Genomic DNA, 18,268 nt, shown 5'->3' with positions numbered 1-18,268 from the left:
GTTTTATTTTGTTATTATTCTTGTGTATCTTCTTTTTTAGCTTTAGCTACTTTTTTCTTAGGAGCTTCTACTTCTTCTGTAGTTGCTTCAACTGCTTCTTTTTTAGGAGCTGCTTTCTTAGCACCAACACCAGTAATACCTTCAATTACAATTTGAGTAAGATATTGTCTGTGACCGTTTCTCTTTTTGTATCCTTTTCTTCTTTTCTTTTTGAAAACGATAACTTTATCTCCTTTTAAGTGTTGTAACACTTTAGCTTCTACTGAAGCACCTTCTATAGCTGGGGCGCCTATTGTGATTGTACCGTTATCATCTAACAAATAAACTTTATCGAAAGAAACTTTCGAACCTTCTTCATTTGTCAAACGGTGAACGTAAACCTTTAGGTCTTTGCTTACTTTGAACTGTTGCCCTGCTATCTCTACGATTGCATACATACTGAATTGTTTTAATAATTTTTAAGGTTGCAAATATACAATTAAATATTTATCCCGCAATCCCTCAAGCAAAAAAATAGCCTATCTATTTTAAACTTTGTTTCTCAACAGTTTATCTACTCTTAAAATAAAATTAATTTAGTCATAATTTGTTAAAATTAACCGAAACTTTAAATCTCCCAACAATCATGATTAAAAAAAGGTATTTTTGAAGTATCAATATTTTTCGTTTTTATCTATTGTAAATAGAAATGTATTAATCCGTATGAAAAAATTAATAATAATGTTAAGCACTGCACTTATGCTAGGAGGAATAGCTTCGGCTCAAAAAATAGCTTTCGAAGAATATGATTTAGATAATGGCATGCATGTCATATTACATAACGACCCATCGGCACCCGTTGTAGTAACTTCTGTAATGTACCATGTAGGTTCGAAAGATGAAACACCGGACAGAACTGGATTTGCTCATTTTTTTGAACATCTTTTATTCGAAGGAACGGAAAACATTAAACGTGGCGAATGGTTTAAAATTGTCACGTCAAATGGCGGGATAAATAACGCAAACACCTCAGATGATCGCACTTATTATTATGAAGTATTTCCATCAAACAATTTAGAATTAGCACTTTGGATGGAATCCGAAAGATTAATTCATCCCGTAATCAATAAAATTGGCGTTGACACTCAAAACGGGGTGATAAAAGAAGAGAAGAGAAGTCGTTATGATAATCAGCCTTATGGAAATATTATTGGAGCCGTAAAGGAAAATATGTTTAAGAACCATCCGTATCGTTGGACCACAATTGGCTCGATGCAACATTTAGACGCCGCTACTTTAGAAGAATTTCAGGCTTTTAATAAGAAGTTTTACATTCCTAACAACGCAGTTTTGGTAGTCGCAGGAGATTTCGAAAAAAACAAAGCTAAAGAATGGATTCAGAAATATTTTGGATCAATCCAAAAAGGGGCAGCAATAAAAAAACAAACTTTTACCGAAGAACCTATTACACAAACTATAAGAGCAATCTACGAGGATTCAAATATCCAGATTCCAATGGTTGTGGCTACTTATAGAACTCCTTCGATGAAGACGAGAGACGCCAGAGTATTGGATTTAATTTCGTCCTACTTGAGCGATGGAAAAAGTTCTAAACTATACAAGAAAATTGTAGATGAGAAAAAAATGGCGTTACAAATAGACGCTGTTGGTTTTAGTCAGGAAGATTATGGTATGTATATTTTGTATGGCTTACCAATGGGAACACACACTTCTGCTGATTTAATACAAGAAGTTGACGAGGAAATTGTAAAAATCCAGACCGAATTGATTTCTGAAAAAGATTTTCAAAAATTGAAAAACACGTTTGACAATCGTTTTGTGAATAAGAATGGAAACTTAGAAGGAATCGCCGAAAATTTAGCAACTTACTATTTGCTTTATGGCGATGTGAATTTGATTAACACAGAGATTGACCTGTTTCATTCCATAACGCGTGAAGAAATTAGAGCGGTCGCCAACAAATACTTAAATCCAAATCAAAGACTTATTTTGGATTATGTTCCTTCAAAAGCGGAGGCTCAAAATTAAGACCTTTTCAATCATGAAAAAAACAACTATTCTATTATTCACTTTGTTCATAACAGGAATCATGCAAGCACAAAATCGTCCACAACCAAAACCTGGAGCTTCTCCAGTAGTAAATATAAAAAAGCCACAAACCTTTATTTTAGACAATGGTTTAAAAGTGATGATTGTAGAAAATCACAAATTACCCCGAGTGACTTTTAATCTTGCATTAGACAACGCTCCATTTGCAGAAGGCAATAAAAAAGGCGTTGATGAATTATGCAATAACCTGATAGGAAACGGAAGTATAAAAATTGCAAAAGATGCTTTCAACGAAGAAATTGATTTCTTGGGTGCCAATATCAACTTTAGCTCACAAGGCGCTTATGCCAGTTCTCTTTCTAGATATTCAGGAAGAATTTTAGAACTCATGGCTTACGGAGCATTGCATCCAAAATTCACCCAAGAAGAATTCGACAAAGAAAAAGCCAAATTATTAGAAGGACTCAAAGCGCAAGAAAAAAGCGTTCCTGCAATTGCGAACAGAGTGGTTGACGCACTTGCCTTTGGAAAAAACCATCCTTCTGGAGAGTATATAACTGAAGAAACAATTAAAAACGTTACGCTTGCTGATGTGGAATCCAATTATCGAAACTACTTCGTACCCGAAAATGGCTATTTGGTAATTATTGGAGACATTAAATATGATGATGTAAAACCTATTGTTGAAAGACTTTTTGGTTCATGGGAAAAAAGAAGCACTCCAAAACTGACTTATGCAGCTCCGCAAAACGTACCCTTTACCCAAATCAATTTTATTGATCTCCCTAATGCCGTTCAATCCGAGATTTCGTTAGTGAATACCGTGAATTTAAAAATGAGCGATCCTGATTTCTTCCCCGCAGTTATTGCAACTTATATTCTTGGCGGAGATTTCAATAGTTACCTCAATATGAATTTAAGAGAAAAAAACGGCTGGACTTATGGTGCAAATGCAATCATTGGCTCTGGAAAATACGTAACAAAAATAAAGTCAGCCTCCTCTGTAAAAAGTACCGTTACAGATAGTGCTGTTGTGGAATTCATCAAAGAAATTAAAAAAATAAGAACCGAGAAAGTATCTCCTGAATTACTTAAAAGTGTAAAAGCCGGATATATAGGTCGGTTTGTAATGCAAGTGGAAAAACCTCAGGCAATAGCACGATACGCTTTAAACATAGAAACCGAAGATCTTCCTGCTGATTTCTATGAAAATTACATCAAAACCATAAACGCAGTGACAGCAGGTGATATTCTTCGTGCTGCCGATAAGTATTTCCTTTTAGACAATACCCGAATTATAATTGCCGGAAAAGGATCGGAAGTAATTCCAGGATTAGAAAAATTAAATATCCCTATATTTTATTTTGACAATTATGGAAATCCTGTAGAAAGACCAGTTTACTAATAATTTCTATTTTCTCTTACTTATAACAAAGAAGGCTGTCCAGAAAGACAGCTTTCTTTGTTATCTACTCATTTCTACTTCTTTGCCGATAAATAAACTCCAATCAAAATAATAAATGCACCGAAGAACTGAACTGACGTCAACATTTCATTGTCTAATAATCCCCAAAAGAAAGCAACTATTGGAATTAGGTACGTTACCGAAGTAGCAAAAACCGGCGAAGACATCTGTATTAATTTAAAGAAAAGAATATTAGCAATTCCAGTTCCCACTACTCCCAAAATCATAATAAACAACACTGAATGCTGTACGGCATCAACATGAATTACATCAAAAAAACCAGAGAAAAATAAAATAAGCAATGTTGGCAACAACAGAAAAGCAAAATTCCCGGTAGTGATACTCAACGGACTCAAATCATGTAAATATTTTTTTAATAAATTGACATTTATGGCATAGCAAACAGAAGCGACTATAACCAAAATAGCGTAATAATAATTTTGCTCCGGATGATTTATAGCACCGTTAAAAACTAAAAGCAAACTACCTATAAGACCTATAAAAACACCCCAAACCTGACTTCTTTTGAAATTTATCCCAAAAGCCATAGCCCCCAAAATCAAAGTATTTAGGGGAGTCAAGGAATTAAGAATAGCGGTTATAGAACTATCAATCTCAGTTTCGGCAATGGCAAAAAGGTACGCAGGTGTGAATGTCCCAAACAACGAAGTAAGTGCGATATATTTCCATTTTTCTTTAGGAATTTTGGCTAAACTTTTAAAACCTATCACTAACAAAAAAACCGCTGCAAACAAGATTCGCAAAGAACCTAATTGTAAAGCAGTTAAACCCACTAATCCCTTTTTTATTAATATAAATGAACTTCCCCAGATTAAGGCAAGAATTATCAAGTAAACCCATTTCAATTGTCTTGCATTCATAAATCTAATTTTGCCCCAAAATTGTAATAATTTTATGAAATAGGACTTCTTTTTTTCATTAATTTTGCAGCTGATAATTAGACCTTTAATTTAAAACCCAATAAAAATGAATTTTACAAAATCAATAGCAGCGATAGCCCTTGTAGGTCTTTTATTTGTAAGTTGCAAAAAAAACACTGAAGAAACTGATAAGGCAACTTTATCAGAGACTACTACTCCGAAAGTTAAAAAAGAAATAGCATCCGCTAATTTGCAAACAGCAAGTTTTAAAGTAGAAGGAATGACTTGTGCAATTGGTTGTGCAAAAACAATAGAAAGCGAATTATCCGGTCTGGATGGTGTACAAAAAGCCACAGTAGATTTTGATAAAAAACTGGCAACTGTAACTTTTGACAAAACTGTTCAAAATCCTGAAAGCCTGACAAAAGTTGTCGAAGCAACGGCTGACGGTAAAACATATAAAGTTTCGAAAATGAAATCGTAATCAGTACTATTTCATTTTTATAAAAAAAGCTTCTCAAATTTGAGAAGCTTTTTTTATAAAATACTATTTCCATTTCAAGGTCTCCATCAACCTTTGCATATCATTTTTGACATAACTCGCTGCTGGCATAATAGAATCAAAATTAGGTTTAGCATAGAAATAGATAGAGCCGGTTACAAAATGTTTTGTACTGTCCGTTGCATAAAACTGCGAGTTAGTGGCCGCATTTCCATCTACCTGATAAAACATGCCATAGACCTTTCGTTTAGGATTTAAATACGGTTGTTCCAATATATCATCTGCTTTTATAACATGTTCGTAAGTGAGTTTTTGAGCATCACGCAACAATTTATTAATATTATCATTCACTGGTTTATAAGTCAGATAAATAGTGGCTTTCATTTTTGGATACGTAATGGTAAATCCGCAATCTTTTTCTCCTTTGATAACAGCCCCCGAATTCATCTCAAAAGCAAATGGACATTCATTTTCGAAATTTACATATTTTGCTTCTGGGTAATCCAATCGCAAATAGCTTGATGGTTTTGGTAAAACATCGTCTTTACAACTAATACTCAATAATGATAGTAGTATTATTGAAAAAGTGATTATTTTTTTAAACATTTTTAATTATTCAATCGTTACTTTTATTTGTTTAATTCTTTTTTTATCTACCGCTTCTACCGTAAATTGGCAGTTTTCAAATGCGATTTTCTGATCTTTTTTGGGAAAATTCCCTAAAATCTCAAGAATAAATCCAGCTAATGTTTCGGCTTCTCCTTTTTTAATTTCGAATAATTCTTCATCTACATCGATAATTCTATAGAAATCTTTGAGATTTATTTTCCCTTCAAAAAGATAATTTTTATCATCAATTTGAGAAAAATTGATATTATCATCATCAAATTCGTCACTGATATCACCAACGATTTCTTCGATCACATCTTCCAAAGAAACTAAACCGGAAGTTCCTCCGTATTCATCAACTACAATGGCCAAATGACTTTTCATACTTTGGAAATCCTTCAACAAATTATCTAATTTTTTATTTTCTGGAACAAAAAACGGTTCTCTTAATAATGACTTCCAATCAAATTCATTAGTGTTAATGTGTGGCAATAAATCTTTCACAAACAAAACGCCTTCTATCTGATCTATATTATCACGGTAAACCGGAATTCTTGAATATCCTTTTTCTATGATTTTTGGGCAAATAGCTGAAAAAAGCTCCTCTATTTCTAAAGCAAAAATATCAATTCTGGGGCTCATCACCTGCTTAGTATCCGTATTTCCAAAACTCACAATTCCTTCTAATATTTTTTGTTCATCTGAAGTTGTTTCGTCTGAATCTGTAAGCTCTAGTGCCTGTGACAGTTGATTTACTGAAAAATTAGTCTTTTGTTTTCCCAATTTATTATGCAAATAAATAGTGGTTTTACGCATCGGCAAACTTATTGGCGCAAGCAATTTATCAAGCGCTGCTATAGGATACGCAATCAACTTAGCAAACTTAATATTATTTCTGCTTGCGTATACTTTTGGTAAAACCTCCCCAAACAACAGCAATAGAAAAGTAACTACAATTACTTCTAGAATGAATTTTAAAATAGGAGAATTTACAGCGGCAAAGAGATTTTTTCCAACAAATGAAAACAAAATTACAACTCCAATGTTAATGAAATTATTGGCGACCAGAAGTGTAGCTAAAAGTTTTTTGGGTTTTTCTAATAGATCCGAGATAATTTTCCCTTTTGAAACGTTTTCTTGTAATGTTTCATCAATGTCTTTTTGAGACAATGAAAACAGTGCCACTTCGGCTCCTGAAACAATTGCAGAACAAAAAAGTAAGGCAAATATGCCAACAAAACCAAACACCAAGTCAGTGTCTATGGTGTACGCAAAAAATAAACTGGGCTCTGGGTCCAAATTAAAAAAGATTAGTTAAATATCAAAACGGCAAATCATTGATTGGCAAACCGTTGTTTTGCGGGTCAAAGTTAGTGTTTTTTACGGATTCTGAATTTTGAATTTGTTTGTTGTTCTCGTTATCCTTTTTTGTGGTTAAAAAAGTAAACTCGGTTACTTGAATTTCAGTTGTGTATTTAGTAGAGCCATCCTCAGCTTGCCATTGTCGGGATTTTAATCGACCTTCTACATAAATTTTATCACCTTTAGAAAGATACTTTTCACAAAGTTCAGCCGCTTTATTGCGCACAACCAAATTATGCCACTCTGTAGAACTAATTTTTTCGTTAGTCGTTTTATTAATATAAACTTCGTTTGTTGCCAATTGAAATCTACCGATACAATTTCCCCCATCAAAATAATGCATTTTGACTTCATCACCAAGATGACCTATCAACATAACCTTATTCAATGTTCCATTCATAATAGTATAATTGTATTTCTATCAAAGATACATTTTTTTAGAAACTTTATAAATCCTTTTCAATAAAATTATGAATCACAATTGGGAAAGGGAATGTTCTTAAACTCACAACATCAATTCCGTTTTCAATTGTTCCTTTTATATTTACTTTCCAAAACTTAATGTGCAAGTGTTGGTGCGATAATTTATGAACGATGCTCTTTTCATTACACTCCATTATACTGACAATATCATTATTAGTAAAAAATTCTTTTTGAATACGTTGCGTAATAAAATCAAAATCTTCCACTTTTTCGGTTTCTATCAAAGGGAACTCGTATAGATTATGCCAAATTCCTTTATCAGTTCGCTTTTGAATTATTGTATTTTCGTTCTGGTCATTGACAACCAAATAATTAAAAAAGCGATTCCTTACTTTCAGTTTCTTAGATTTTACAGGCAATTGGTCTACTTTATTTTTTTGTAAAGCGGCGCAACTTTCGTTAAAAACACAAATGCCACAATTAGGGCTTTTAGGAACGCATTGCAAGGCACCAAACTCCATGATGGCTTGATTGAAAATCGCGGGATTGTCTTTTGGCATTAATTCAAAAGCCAGAGCAGCAAATTCTTTTTTGGCCGAAGCCGCAGCAATATCAGTTTGAATATCAAAATAACGCGATAAAACCCGGAATACATTTCCATCAACAACAGGAATCACTTCATTATACGAAAAAGAAGCAATTGCGGCAGCGGTATATTCTCCAATTCCTTTCAATTGTAACAAGTCCTTATAAGTACTAGGAAAAACTCCTCCTAATTCTTCCGCTACATGCTGAGCCGTTTTGTGCAAATTTCTGGCACGAGAATAATATCCCAAACCTTGCCAAAGTTTCAAAACTTGTTCTTCATCGGCTTTCGCCAAATCAAAAACAGTGGGAAACGCCTCTGTAAAAGACAGGAAATAAGGCATCCCTTGGGCTACTCTTGTTTGTTGCAACATAATTTCCGATAGCCAAATAGGATACGGATTGGTAGTATTTCGCCAAGGCAAATCGCGCTTATTACGTAAGTACCATTGTATTAATACGTTAGAAAAAATCATATTTTAATTATTTGTTGGCAAAAGTAAAAGTTTATGTTATTAAAATTTAATGAATTAGCTTGAATAATTGTTTTTTAAATTCCTATATTTGCAAACTCAAAAAAATAGTACAACATAATAAATAGGAAAGAAAATGACGAAAGCAGATATCGTAGCAAAAATTTCAGAAAAATTAGGTCTTGAAAAAGGAGATGTGCAAGCAACTGTAGAGACTTTTATGAATGAAGTAAAAAATTCATTAGAAACTGGAGACAATGTATATTTAAGAGGTTTTGGAAGTTTTATCGTAAAAACTAGAGCAGAAAAAACAGGTAGAAATATCTCTAAAAATACAACAATAAAAATTCCTGCACATAATATCCCAGCTTTCAAACCTGCAAAAGTTTTTGTAGAAGGAGTAAAAATAAATAACGAAGCAAAATAATATAATTAATTAATCATAAAATCTTCAAGATATGCCAAGCGGTAAAAAAAGAAAGAGACATAAGGTAGCAACTCACAAACGTAAAAAAAGAGCGAGAGCTAACCGTCACAAAAAGAAAAAGTAGTTTTAAACTACTTTTTTCTTTTTAAAAGTTCATTGAAATTGAGATTTAAGATTCTAGATTACCGATTTAAGATTGCAGATTTGAAAAATCTAAAATCAAGAATCAAAACTCAGAAATCTAAAATCTCCCCGGGTTCAATACCTGTTAAAATATTGTTTAATCCATTTGTTCGCCTTGGCGAATAGATAAAAAATTTACAGTGTGAATAAAGAATTAATCATTAGATCTAGTTCTGAAGCCGTAGATTTTGCCTTATTAAAAGATGGAAAACTAATTGAATTACACAAAGAAGAAGAAAAAAGCAACTTCCAAGTAGGTGATATTTTTATTGCCAAAATAAGGAAACCAGTTGCCGGACTTAATGCTGCTTTTGTAAATGTAGGCTTCGAAAAAGATGCTTTTTTACATTATCACGATTTAGGACCTAATTTATCTTCCCAACTGAAATTCATAAAACTTGTAAGCGCAGGTAAATTAAAAGATTTCTCCCTAAAAACCTTTCAGTTTGAAAAAGAGATAGATAAAGACGGCACTATTACTGATGTAATTAGCGCTAATCAATCTATTTTAGTACAAGTCGTCAAAGAACCAATATCTACAAAAGGACCAAGAATTAGCGCTGAGCTATCTCTTGCCGGAAGATTTATAGTTTTAGTTCCGTTTTCTGACCGCGTTTCTATTTCTCAAAAAATAGAAGACAAAAAGGAAAAAGAACGCTTGAAACGATTGGTACAATCCATCAAACCAAAAGGATTTGGTGTTATTGTTCGCACAGTAGCCGAAGGCAAAAATACAGCCGAATTAGAAAAAGATTTGCAGAACCTGCTTAGCAGATGGACTGCAATGTGTAAAAAATTACCGACTGCTCATCATCCGTCCAAAGTACTAGGAGAACTCAACAGAGCCTCTTCTATATTAAGAGACGTATTTAATGATACCTTTAGTGGTATTCAAATTGATGATGAAGAGTTGTACAACCAAACGAAGGACTATTTGCAAGAAATTGCACCTTCAAAACAATCAATTGTTAAGTTTTATCAATCAAATGACACGCCTATTTTTGAGAAATATAACATAGAGAGACAAATCAAAACTTCTTTTGGAAAAACAGTATCCATGAGTAAAGGGGCCTATCTTATTATCGAACACACTGAAGCTTTGCACGTTATAGACGTAAACAGCGGAAACCGTTCTAATAAAGCTACCAACCAGGAAGATACCGCCATGGAAGTGAATATGATTGCTGCTGCTGAAATTGCAAGACAATTGCGTCTTCGTGATATGGGTGGTATCATTGTAGTTGATTTTATCGATATGTCTAATCCAGAAAATCGTAAAGTTTTGTTCGAATTCCTAAGGGAAGAAATGAGCGATGATAAAGCAAAACATAAAATCTTACCTCCGAGCAAATTTGGATTAGTCCAGATTACAAGACAAAGAGTGAGACCAGAAGTAAACATTAAAACTAGAGAAGAAGATCCAAACAATGAAAATGGAGAAATAGAAGCTCCAATATTAATCATTGATAAAATTGCTTCCGATTTAGAAACAGTTTTAAAACACCACAAAGAAGTAGTACTTAATGTACATCCATTTGTAGCCGCATACCTTACCAAAGGTTTTCCATCGTTACGTTCAAAATGGTTTCTTGAACATAAAAAGTGGGTAAAAATCATACCTCGTGACGCTTACACGTATTTAGAATATCATTTCTACGATAAAAAAGAAAATGTTATTATAGAATAGATTCTGAAATAAATTTAGAATAAAAAACCGCCTTTCGTGAGATTGGCGGTTTTTTTATGTCTTTTTTTGAGATGCTATTTGGGTTTTCCGTATCGTTGATGTCGTGTTAAGTCTATACAGCCCTTGGATTTATAGAGGAAATCTCATACTAGCTAACATTCGTTTTACGATTTGATTTTATTTTTATAATATTTAATATCTATTAAGAATACAGTAACCGCTTAATTTTGTAGAAATATTTCTTTTGAAAATGGATACACTTTTAACCTTACTATATAAAAATAGTTTGTTCTATAAAATTAATTTGCTGTTAACAATAACTATTATTGTTTTTTTATGCGTTCTTTCAAGAACTGACGGTTTTATTTTTTTGAATAGTTTTCACACAAAAAACCTAAACGTCTTCTTTCAAAATATCACTTTTTTGGGAGATGGCATATTCACTTTTTTAGTCAGTTCAGTAATTTTTGTTTTTTTCAAAAAGCATAGAAAACTAGCTTTGCTTTTAGTACTGGCTTATTTGGTTTCAGGTATATTTTCCCAAATTTTCAAAACAATTATCACTTCACCTAGGCCAAGTGTGTATTTTGCCGTCCATAAATATAAATTTTATTTAGATACTTTTGTAAATAGTAGAGTTGGTTTTCGAAGTTTTCCTTCTGGCCATTCTGCTTCCGCCTTTGCAATGGCTACAATTTTTTCTACTTATTTTACAAGTAAACGCGTTAGTGTTTTAGCATTGGGCTTTGGGCTTTTGATAGCATATTCCAGAATATATTTAGCCCATCATTTTTTAATAGATGTATTGGGCGGGGTTCTAATAGGGATTTTATTTGCGTCCTTATCTATAGCTTGGTATGATACAATTAGTTTAAAAATCGTCAAAATAGTTACTAAACAAAGCCGTCTGATACTAAAACCTTGGGGCACTACTTTTCCCAACTCTTCAATAACTAACGGATAAATGGATTTCATTATATTTATAAAATTTGGATTGGTTGGTTTCACAGGTCTTGCAATCGATTTCTGTATTACATGGTTTTGCAAAGAAAAATTACGACTAAATAAATATGTCGCTAACTCGTTAGGATTTTCGTTTGCCGTTGTGAACAATTATATTCTCAACAGATATTTTACTTTTCATAACACCGACAACCATATTGCATCTCAGTTTCTTAGTTTTTTAATTATTTCAGTCATAGGTCTTACGTTAAACACAATTTTGCTTTATTTACTTCAAAAAAATACAAAAATCAATTTTTATGTTTGCAAAGTAATCGCTACTATCATTGTGGTTGTATGGAATTTCACCGCCAACACACTGTATACCTTTAAATTATAATGATAGAAAAGCACAAGCTATTTTTACTGATACTTATCGCCACTTTAGTTAGAGGGATTATTGCAATTACAACAGGACTGGGCAACGATGAAGTTTATTATGTTACTTATGCCCAACATTTACAGTGGAATTATTTCGATCATCCACCTATGGTTGCCTTACTTATCAGATTAACAACACTCAATTTGTTTTTCACAAACGACCTTTTCATCCGTTTAGGCCCTATTATTCTAGCAGGAGTTAATACCTATTTGATTTATACTATTTGCAAAAACATAAAGAATGAAAAAGCAGGTTTTATAGCTGCTTTATTGTTCAGCGGTTCTTTTTATTCGAGTATAATTGCAGGTGTTTTTATTATGCCTGATTCCCCACAATTATTTTTTTGGATAATCTGTGTTTCTTTACTTATCAAAATTGTGTCAACTACCAAAACTGATACCCATCTAAAATATAATCTTTTACTTTTTGGACTAGTTGCCGGCTTGTGTATTATGAGTAAGATTCATGGTATATTTTTATGGTTCGGTTTTGGATTGTATATTTTATGCTATAAAAGGGTGCTGCTGGCTAATAAATACCTCTACCTTGCGGTATTAATCACCATACTAATTATTTCACCCGTATTAATCTGGAATATTAATAATCATTTCATTACCTATACTTTTCACAGCAATAGAGTTTCCATTAATAATGGGATTAATCCGAGTAGTTTTTTTAGAGAATTTTTTGGAGGTATTTTTTATAACAACCCAATTAATTATTTTTTAATTTTTACATCAATAATTGCCCTTTAAATAAACAAAATTAATATTTCAACTCCTATTAAAAGAATACTTCTTTTAATAAGTATCCCATTAATTTTTTTACTGCTTTTTGTCTCATTATTCAGAGATACTTTACCTCATTGGTCCGGGCCGGCATTTATAGCATTAATTATACTCGCATCTTGTTACATTGCTGACGAAGTACAAACTTTAAAAAATAAAAATCTAAGATTGCATAAATTAGCCTTTTCATCTTGTATTTTTATACTGATAATAACAATTTCTGGAATCCTGTTAATCAATTACTTTCCTGGAACGCTTGGGGATAAAAAAGAAAAAACATTTGGTAAAGGTGATGTTACATTAGATATGTATGATTGGAATTTCTTCAAAAATGAATTTCAAAAAACATACAAAAAAGACATTCAATCTGGAAAAACGGCCACTACTTTTATCATTAACAACAAATGGTTTCCAGGTGCACATATCGACAATTATATTGCACAACCGATGCATTTAGATTTTATTGCCGTAGGAAAATTAGAGGATATCCATACCTATCAATGGCTAAATAAATATAGAAAAAAACTAAAATATGGTGATGACGCCTATTTTATTACAGTTTCCAGTAATTTTAGCGATCCGCAGCAGCAATACAAAATGATGTTTAAAAAAATTAACCCCCCAGTAATAATCCAACAATTCAGAAATAAAAAGCATGCTAGAAATATGCTCGTTTATTTGCTTGAAGGATATAACGCAAAATAACTGTTGTCCTATTTAATCATTTTCTTCTCTCCACAAAAAATCGTTTCATCAACTCCGAAGCTTCATTAGCCAACACTCCCTTTACAACAGTAGTTTTAGGATGCAATTGTGTTCCCATTTTTGTAAAACCGCGATTTTCATCGGTTGCACCAAAAACAATTTTTGAAATTTGGCTCCAGTACAAAGCGCCAGCGCACATTTGACAAGGTTCCAACGTCACATAAAGTGTACATCCTATTAAATATTTTCCTCCAAGATAATTAGCTGCGGCCGTGATGGATTGCATTTCGGCATGAGCCGTAACATCGTTGAGTAATTCGGTTAAATTATGACTTCTGGCAATCACTTTATGATCAACAACAATAACAGCTCCAACAGGTATTTCGCCTTTATCAAAAGCCATTTCTGCTTCCTGTAAAGCTTTATTCATAAAATATTCGTCGGTGAAAGGATTTATCATAGCTGCAAAAATAAGAATTCAATTCGTACATTTGCTTTATGTCAGATAATTTACTTTCAAACATAAATAACCCAACCGATTTACGCCTGCTCGACGAAGCGCAACTTCCACAAGTCACTCAAGAGTTACGTGATTTCATTATCGATATTGTGGCTGTAAAAGAAGGTCATCTCGGCGCAAGTCTTGGAGTTGTAGAATTGACCATTGCTTTGCATTATGTTTTTGAAACACCAAATGATTTATTGATTTGGGACGTAGGACATCAAGCGTACGGACATAAAATACTGACGGGCAGAAGAGAAAATTTTCATACTAACAGGCAACTGGGTGGCATTTCCGGTTTCCCAAAAAGAAGTGAAAGTATTTATGATCCTTTTGGCGTAGGCCACTCCTCTACTTCTATTTCGGCAGCTTTGGGAATGGCAATTGCTTCTAATTTGAAAGGCGATTTCAACAAACAACATATTGCGGTGATTGGAGACGCTTCCATCGCATCAGGAATGGCTTTTGAAGGCTTAAATCACGCCGGAGTTACCGATGCTAATTTATTGGTGATTCTAAATGACAACGCTATTGGCATTGACCCAAGCGTTGGTGCTTTAAAAAAATACCTCACTGCCGTAAAAGAAGGAAAAAATCCGAGACAAAACAACATGATTAAGTCTTTGAATTTTAATTATTCAGGACCAATAGACGGACATGATCTTTTTGCAGTTATAAAAGAATTAAAACGATTACAGAAAATAAAAGGTCCAAAATTCCTCCATGTTATTACTACAAAAGGAAAAGGGTTACAACAAGCCGAAGAAAATCAGGTGAAATACCATGCACCCGGAAAATTTGACGCTGCAACCGGAGAAATCCACATTAAATCAGAAGAAAATTTACCCCCAAAATATCAAGATGTATTTGGATTGACCATTTTAGATTTAGCTAAAAAAAATGAAAAAATTATAGGGATTACGCCCGCTATGCCATCCGGAAGTTCCTTGAAATTTATGATGGACGCTTTCCCAAAACGTGCTTTTGATGTAGGAATTGCAGAGCAACATGCAGTGACTCTAGCCGCTGGAATGGCAACGCAAGGCATGGTGGTTTTTTGCAATATCTATTCTACTTTTTTACAAAGAGGCTACGATCAAGTGATTCATGATGTGGCCATACAGAACCTCCCAGTAATTTTTTGTTTAGACAGAGCTGGTTTAGTGGGGGAGGATGGCGCAACGCATCACGGCGTTTTCGATTTGGCTTTTTTACGTTGTATTCCCAACATAATTGTTTATGCTCCGATGAATGAAATAGCCCTACAAAATATTTTATACACCGCGCAATTGGGCTTAAATAATCCAATAGCGATTCGTTATCCGAGAGGTCGGGGTGTTATTGCAAATTGGCAAATTCAACATCTTGGAAAGTATGAAAAAATAGAAATCGGGAAAAGTATTTGCATCAAAAAAGGTTCGAAAGTAGCCGTTTTGTCAAATGGAACAATTGGTAATACTGTTACTTTGGCTATAGCCAAAATGAAAGATGCAACAATCATTACCCATTACGACTTTCCTTTTGTTAAACCATTAGACAAAAATGAATTACACTCCATTTTTACTACATTTAAAAGTATAATCACAATAGAAGATGGCGTTATCAAAGGCGGTTTCGGAAGTGCAATTCTCGAATTTGCATCAGAGTATAATTATACTTCAAAAATAACTATTCTTGGGATTCCTGATGAATTTATCGAACAGGGAACTGTTGCTGAACTACAACAATATTGCAAAATTGACGTTAAAAGTCTTGAAATCCTTTTTTCCAGTTATTAAAATAATTATTTTTCGCCCTTAAATTAATACGCTTTTATGAAATTATTATCCTATACTCTGCTCTTCTTTTCACTAACAATTTCTATAAATAGTTTTTCTCAAGAAACGCAAATAATACCCCTAATGGATGGGCTTATACCTACAACTGCACTTGTAAAAGTAACTCCATTCGAACCTTTGACAGTTGCACTAAAAATATACCCACCAATCCCTATAATTACGGTTTCACCTTGGACAAAAAAAAATAGTTTAGGTTTCTACCTCTCTGAAATTGCTTTTGTCAATTGGAGTGCTGGTGGAACAAGCTCCATATCAGGATTGATTACAGGAGATTTTTCTAGAATTTATGCCAAAAAAAATCGCAAATGGGTAAACGAACTTGTTATCAGATATGGTTTAAATAAACAAGATGGAATAGAAGTAAGAAAAACCGAAGATGTGATACGGTTTAATTCCTCATTTGGCTATCGAAATGACACCCTTTCTACTTGGTATCATACTGCTAAATTTAACTTGAACTCACAATTTTCAAATGGTTATTCATATCCTAACAAAGAAATTGCAAAATCCAAACCTCTAGCTCCAGCGTATGCGTTTATGGGAATGGGAGCTGAAAACACCAATAAAGATAAAAATAGAATATTCTATATCTCGCCATTTACTTTTAAAACTACCTTGGTTTTAGATCAAAAATTAGCAGATCAAGGTGCTTTTGGTGTTCAAAAAGCGACTTATGACAGTAATGGACTTTTAATATCTCAAGGTAAAAAGTCAAAAACTGAACTTGGTTTTTTGGTGACTAGCTCTTATAAAAAAGAAATTGCCAAAAATATTAATATAGAAAACCGCTTAAGTTTATACTCTGATTACATTAATAATTTCGGCAATGTTGATGTCGATTGCGATTTAACATTAGACTTAGTTGTAAATCAGTATGTAAAAGCAAATATAGGAACAAGAATAGTCTATGATGATGATATAAAAACAAAAAAAGAAATTGATGGCAAGCAAATTACTGAAGGTCCAAAAACACAACTAAAACAACTTTTAGGTGTGGGAATAGTTTATGTTTTCTAAATAATTAAGATTTTTTTCTTCCATTTATCGTTTCAAATAATTCGAGTGCATTTCCATCAGTCAAAAGAGACACATAATGACAAATATGAAGTAATCTTCCATAAAGATTTTCTTTTTCCAAATGATGTTTCTCTGGCAACATTTTCATGATTAGAGCATCATAATTTGATGCTTCTCCGTTGAATTTATTATTGAAAGCGGTTATGAATTTATCCAATAAAGTTTGTATAATTTGATAGCCAACGATTTCTTTCTCGATGACTTCACGACTTTGATATATGTTTTTAACGCTGATTTTGATAATATCATCCATTTGTGCTTTGTACTTGCTTTTATCCATAATTGCAAACGGGAATTTACCTTCCAGAATTAACGCTTCATTTTCGATAAAAACTTTGACTGCATCATTAATTAAACTACCGATTGCCAAAGCGCGCAAATAACTTATTCGGTCTTCTTTGGTTTCTAAAGTCTTGTATTTAGAAGTATCAATGCTATCTTTCACCAATTTTATCAAATATTCTAAAGCAAAATCTTCGGAAACTAATCCTAAGTTTATTCCGTCTTCAAAATCAATAATGGTATAACAAATATCATCAGCCGCTTCGACCAAATAGGCCAAAGGATGCCTTTCAAAACCTATATTGTCTCCCGATTTATTTGGAATCAAACCCATATCAGAAGCCACATCCTGAAAAAAGGCTTTTTCAGTTTGAAAGAAACCGTATTTTTTATCGGCAATAGCTGCGGTTGGTTTTTTCGGTAAACTTTCTTTTGGATATTTCATAAAAGCGCCAAGAGTTGCATACGAAATTCGGAGCCCTCCTTCAATTCCGGGACGACCTGCTGTAAGTACTGAAAATCCATTAGCATTCCCTTCAAAATCAATTAAATCCTGCCATTCTTTTGCCGTAAGTTGGTCTTTGTATTGTTGTCCTTTCCCAATAGAAAAATACTCTCCAATCGCTTTTTCACCAGAATGTCCAAAAGGCGGATTCCCAATATCATGCGCCAAGGATGCTGCGGCCACAATCGCTCCAAAATCATTCATGTGGTAGCCGTGAATTTCTTTTAAATGCGGATATTTTTCTATGATTTTCTTACCAACCAATCGTCCTAAAGAACGACCAACAACCGAAACTTCTAAACTATGCGTCAATCTGGTATGCACAAAATCAGTTTTTGACAATGGAATAACCTGTGTTTTATCCTGTAAACTTCTAAAAGCAGAAGAGAAGATTATACGATCATAATCTACTTCAAAACCCAAACGGGTATCGTCCTGTTCTACACGTAATCTTTTGCCTTTGTCGCCTTGTCTTCTTAATGATAAAAGTTGTTCCCAGTTCATGATTTGTTTTTAGGATTTGGTTTCAAAGATACAGAAA

General features: G+C 33.3%; 19 protein-coding genes. 11 read left to right on the top strand and 8 right to left on the bottom strand.

Going from position 1 to position 18,268, the window contains the following annotated elements; all coding sequences use genetic code 11:
* Positions 1-14: 14 nt before the first annotated feature.
* Positions 15-437: a 50S ribosomal protein L21 gene (rplU, locus tag ACM55G_RS03800; RefSeq protein WP_416842578.1), complete on the bottom strand. Its 423-nt coding sequence runs from the start codon at positions 435-437 to the stop codon at positions 15-17.
* Positions 438-702: 265 nt separating this feature from the next.
* On the opposite strand from rplU, the gene ACM55G_RS03795 reads away from it, so the two are divergent.
* Together ACM55G_RS03795 and ACM55G_RS03790 are read left to right on the top strand one after the other, a co-directional pair.
* Entirely contained in the window at positions 703-2,028 is a 1,326-nt protein-coding gene (locus ACM55G_RS03795; protein WP_416842577.1) for a M16 family metallopeptidase, read from the top strand.
* 13 nt (positions 2,029-2,041) lie between these two features.
* Positions 2,042-3,454: a M16 family metallopeptidase gene (locus ACM55G_RS03790; RefSeq protein ID WP_416842576.1), complete on the top strand. Its 1,413-nt coding sequence runs from the start codon at positions 2,042-2,044 to the stop codon at positions 3,452-3,454.
* Positions 3,455-3,528: 74 nt separating this feature from the next.
* On the opposite strand, the gene ACM55G_RS03785 is transcribed toward ACM55G_RS03790, so the two are convergent.
* Positions 3,529-4,395, bottom strand: a complete 867-nt coding sequence (locus tag ACM55G_RS03785; protein WP_416842575.1) for a DMT family transporter — start codon at positions 4,393-4,395, stop codon at positions 3,529-3,531.
* Positions 4,396-4,501: 106 nt separating this feature from the next.
* On the opposite strand from ACM55G_RS03785, the gene ACM55G_RS03780 reads away from it, so the two are divergent.
* Positions 4,502-4,879, top strand: a complete 378-nt coding sequence (locus tag ACM55G_RS03780; RefSeq protein ID WP_416842574.1) for a heavy-metal-associated domain-containing protein — start codon at positions 4,502-4,504, stop codon at positions 4,877-4,879.
* A gap of 63 nt (positions 4,880-4,942) precedes the next feature.
* On the opposite strand, the gene gldD is transcribed toward ACM55G_RS03780, so the two are convergent.
* The 4 genes from gldD to mutY are packed head-to-tail and all read right to left on the bottom strand — an operon-like array spanning position 4,943 to position 8,352.
* Positions 4,943-5,503: a gliding motility lipoprotein GldD gene (gene gldD, locus ACM55G_RS03775; RefSeq protein ID WP_416842573.1), complete on the bottom strand. Its 561-nt coding sequence runs from the start codon at positions 5,501-5,503 to the stop codon at positions 4,943-4,945.
* A gap of 6 nt (positions 5,504-5,509) precedes the next feature.
* Complete coding sequence (locus tag ACM55G_RS03770) at positions 5,510-6,805, bottom strand: gliding motility-associated protein GldE (protein WP_416842572.1); 1,296 nt, start codon at positions 6,803-6,805, stop codon at positions 5,510-5,512.
* A gap of 22 nt (positions 6,806-6,827) precedes the next feature.
* Entirely contained in the window at positions 6,828-7,268 is a 441-nt protein-coding gene (locus ACM55G_RS03765; RefSeq protein WP_416842571.1) for a single-stranded DNA-binding protein, read from the bottom strand.
* A gap of 46 nt (positions 7,269-7,314) precedes the next feature.
* Positions 7,315-8,352 carry an A/G-specific adenine glycosylase gene (gene mutY, locus ACM55G_RS03760; RefSeq protein ID WP_416842570.1) on the bottom strand — a complete coding sequence of 346 codons (1,038 nt, stop codon included), beginning with the start codon at positions 8,350-8,352 and terminating at the stop codon, positions 7,315-7,317.
* A 133-nt stretch (positions 8,353-8,485) separates the two neighbouring features.
* On the opposite strand from mutY, the gene ACM55G_RS03755 reads away from it, so the two are divergent.
* The 6 genes from ACM55G_RS03755 (at position 8,486) to ACM55G_RS03730 (ending at position 13,523) form a co-directional block, all read left to right on the top strand.
* Positions 8,486-8,776 (top strand): HU family DNA-binding protein, encoded by a 291-nt coding sequence (locus ACM55G_RS03755; protein WP_016989051.1) that lies wholly within the window; start codon positions 8,486-8,488, stop codon positions 8,774-8,776.
* A 325-nt stretch (positions 8,777-9,101) separates the two neighbouring features.
* Positions 9,102-10,646: an Rne/Rng family ribonuclease gene (locus ACM55G_RS03750; RefSeq protein WP_416842569.1), complete on the top strand. Its 1,545-nt coding sequence runs from the start codon at positions 9,102-9,104 to the stop codon at positions 10,644-10,646.
* A 250-nt stretch (positions 10,647-10,896) separates the two neighbouring features.
* Positions 10,897-11,610 (top strand): phosphatase PAP2 family protein, encoded by a 714-nt coding sequence (locus ACM55G_RS03745; RefSeq protein WP_416842568.1) that lies wholly within the window; start codon positions 10,897-10,899, stop codon positions 11,608-11,610.
* On the top strand, positions 11,611-11,988 hold the full coding sequence (locus ACM55G_RS03740) for a GtrA family protein (protein ID WP_416842567.1): 378 nt from the start codon (positions 11,611-11,613) through the stop codon (positions 11,986-11,988).
* Positions 11,988-12,785, top strand: a complete 798-nt coding sequence (locus ACM55G_RS03735; RefSeq protein ID WP_416842566.1) for an ArnT family glycosyltransferase — start codon at positions 11,988-11,990, stop codon at positions 12,783-12,785. Before ACM55G_RS03740 ends, ACM55G_RS03735 begins: the two co-directional genes overlap by 1 nt.
* A gap of 201 nt (positions 12,786-12,986) precedes the next feature.
* Positions 12,987-13,523 carry a hypothetical protein gene (locus tag ACM55G_RS03730; RefSeq protein WP_416842565.1) on the top strand — a complete coding sequence of 179 codons (537 nt, stop codon included), beginning with the start codon at positions 12,987-12,989 and terminating at the stop codon, positions 13,521-13,523.
* A gap of 16 nt (positions 13,524-13,539) precedes the next feature.
* Here ACM55G_RS03730 and ACM55G_RS03725 read toward each other — a convergent pair whose 3' ends face one another.
* Positions 13,540-13,983, bottom strand: coding sequence for a nucleoside deaminase (locus tag ACM55G_RS03725; RefSeq protein ID WP_416842564.1), 444 nt, complete (start codon positions 13,981-13,983; stop codon positions 13,540-13,542).
* Positions 13,984-14,021: 38 nt separating this feature from the next.
* Between ACM55G_RS03725 and ACM55G_RS03720 the strand changes: the two genes are divergently transcribed.
* Positions 14,022-15,803 (top strand): 1-deoxy-D-xylulose-5-phosphate synthase, encoded by a 1,782-nt coding sequence (locus ACM55G_RS03720; RefSeq protein WP_416842563.1) that lies wholly within the window; start codon positions 14,022-14,024, stop codon positions 15,801-15,803.
* A 123-nt stretch (positions 15,804-15,926) separates the two neighbouring features.
* On the top strand, positions 15,927-16,880 hold the full coding sequence (locus ACM55G_RS03715; RefSeq protein ID WP_416842562.1) for a DUF3078 domain-containing protein: 954 nt from the start codon (positions 15,927-15,929) through the stop codon (positions 16,878-16,880).
* Positions 16,881-16,884: 4 nt separating this feature from the next.
* Here ACM55G_RS03715 and dgt read toward each other — a convergent pair whose 3' ends face one another.
* Complete coding sequence (gene dgt / locus ACM55G_RS03710) at positions 16,885-18,231, bottom strand: dGTP triphosphohydrolase (RefSeq protein ID WP_416842561.1); 1,347 nt, start codon at positions 18,229-18,231, stop codon at positions 16,885-16,887.
* Positions 18,232-18,268: the final 37 nt, after the last annotated feature.

The sequence above is a fragment of the Flavobacterium algoriphilum genome (genome assembly GCF_048158655.1).
In the GTDB taxonomy this organism is placed as follows: Bacteria; Bacteroidota; Bacteroidia; order Flavobacteriales; family Flavobacteriaceae; genus Flavobacterium; species Flavobacterium algoriphilum.
Note: the sequence above shows the minus strand (reverse complement) of the source record. Positions and strands in the feature narration are given on the sequence as shown.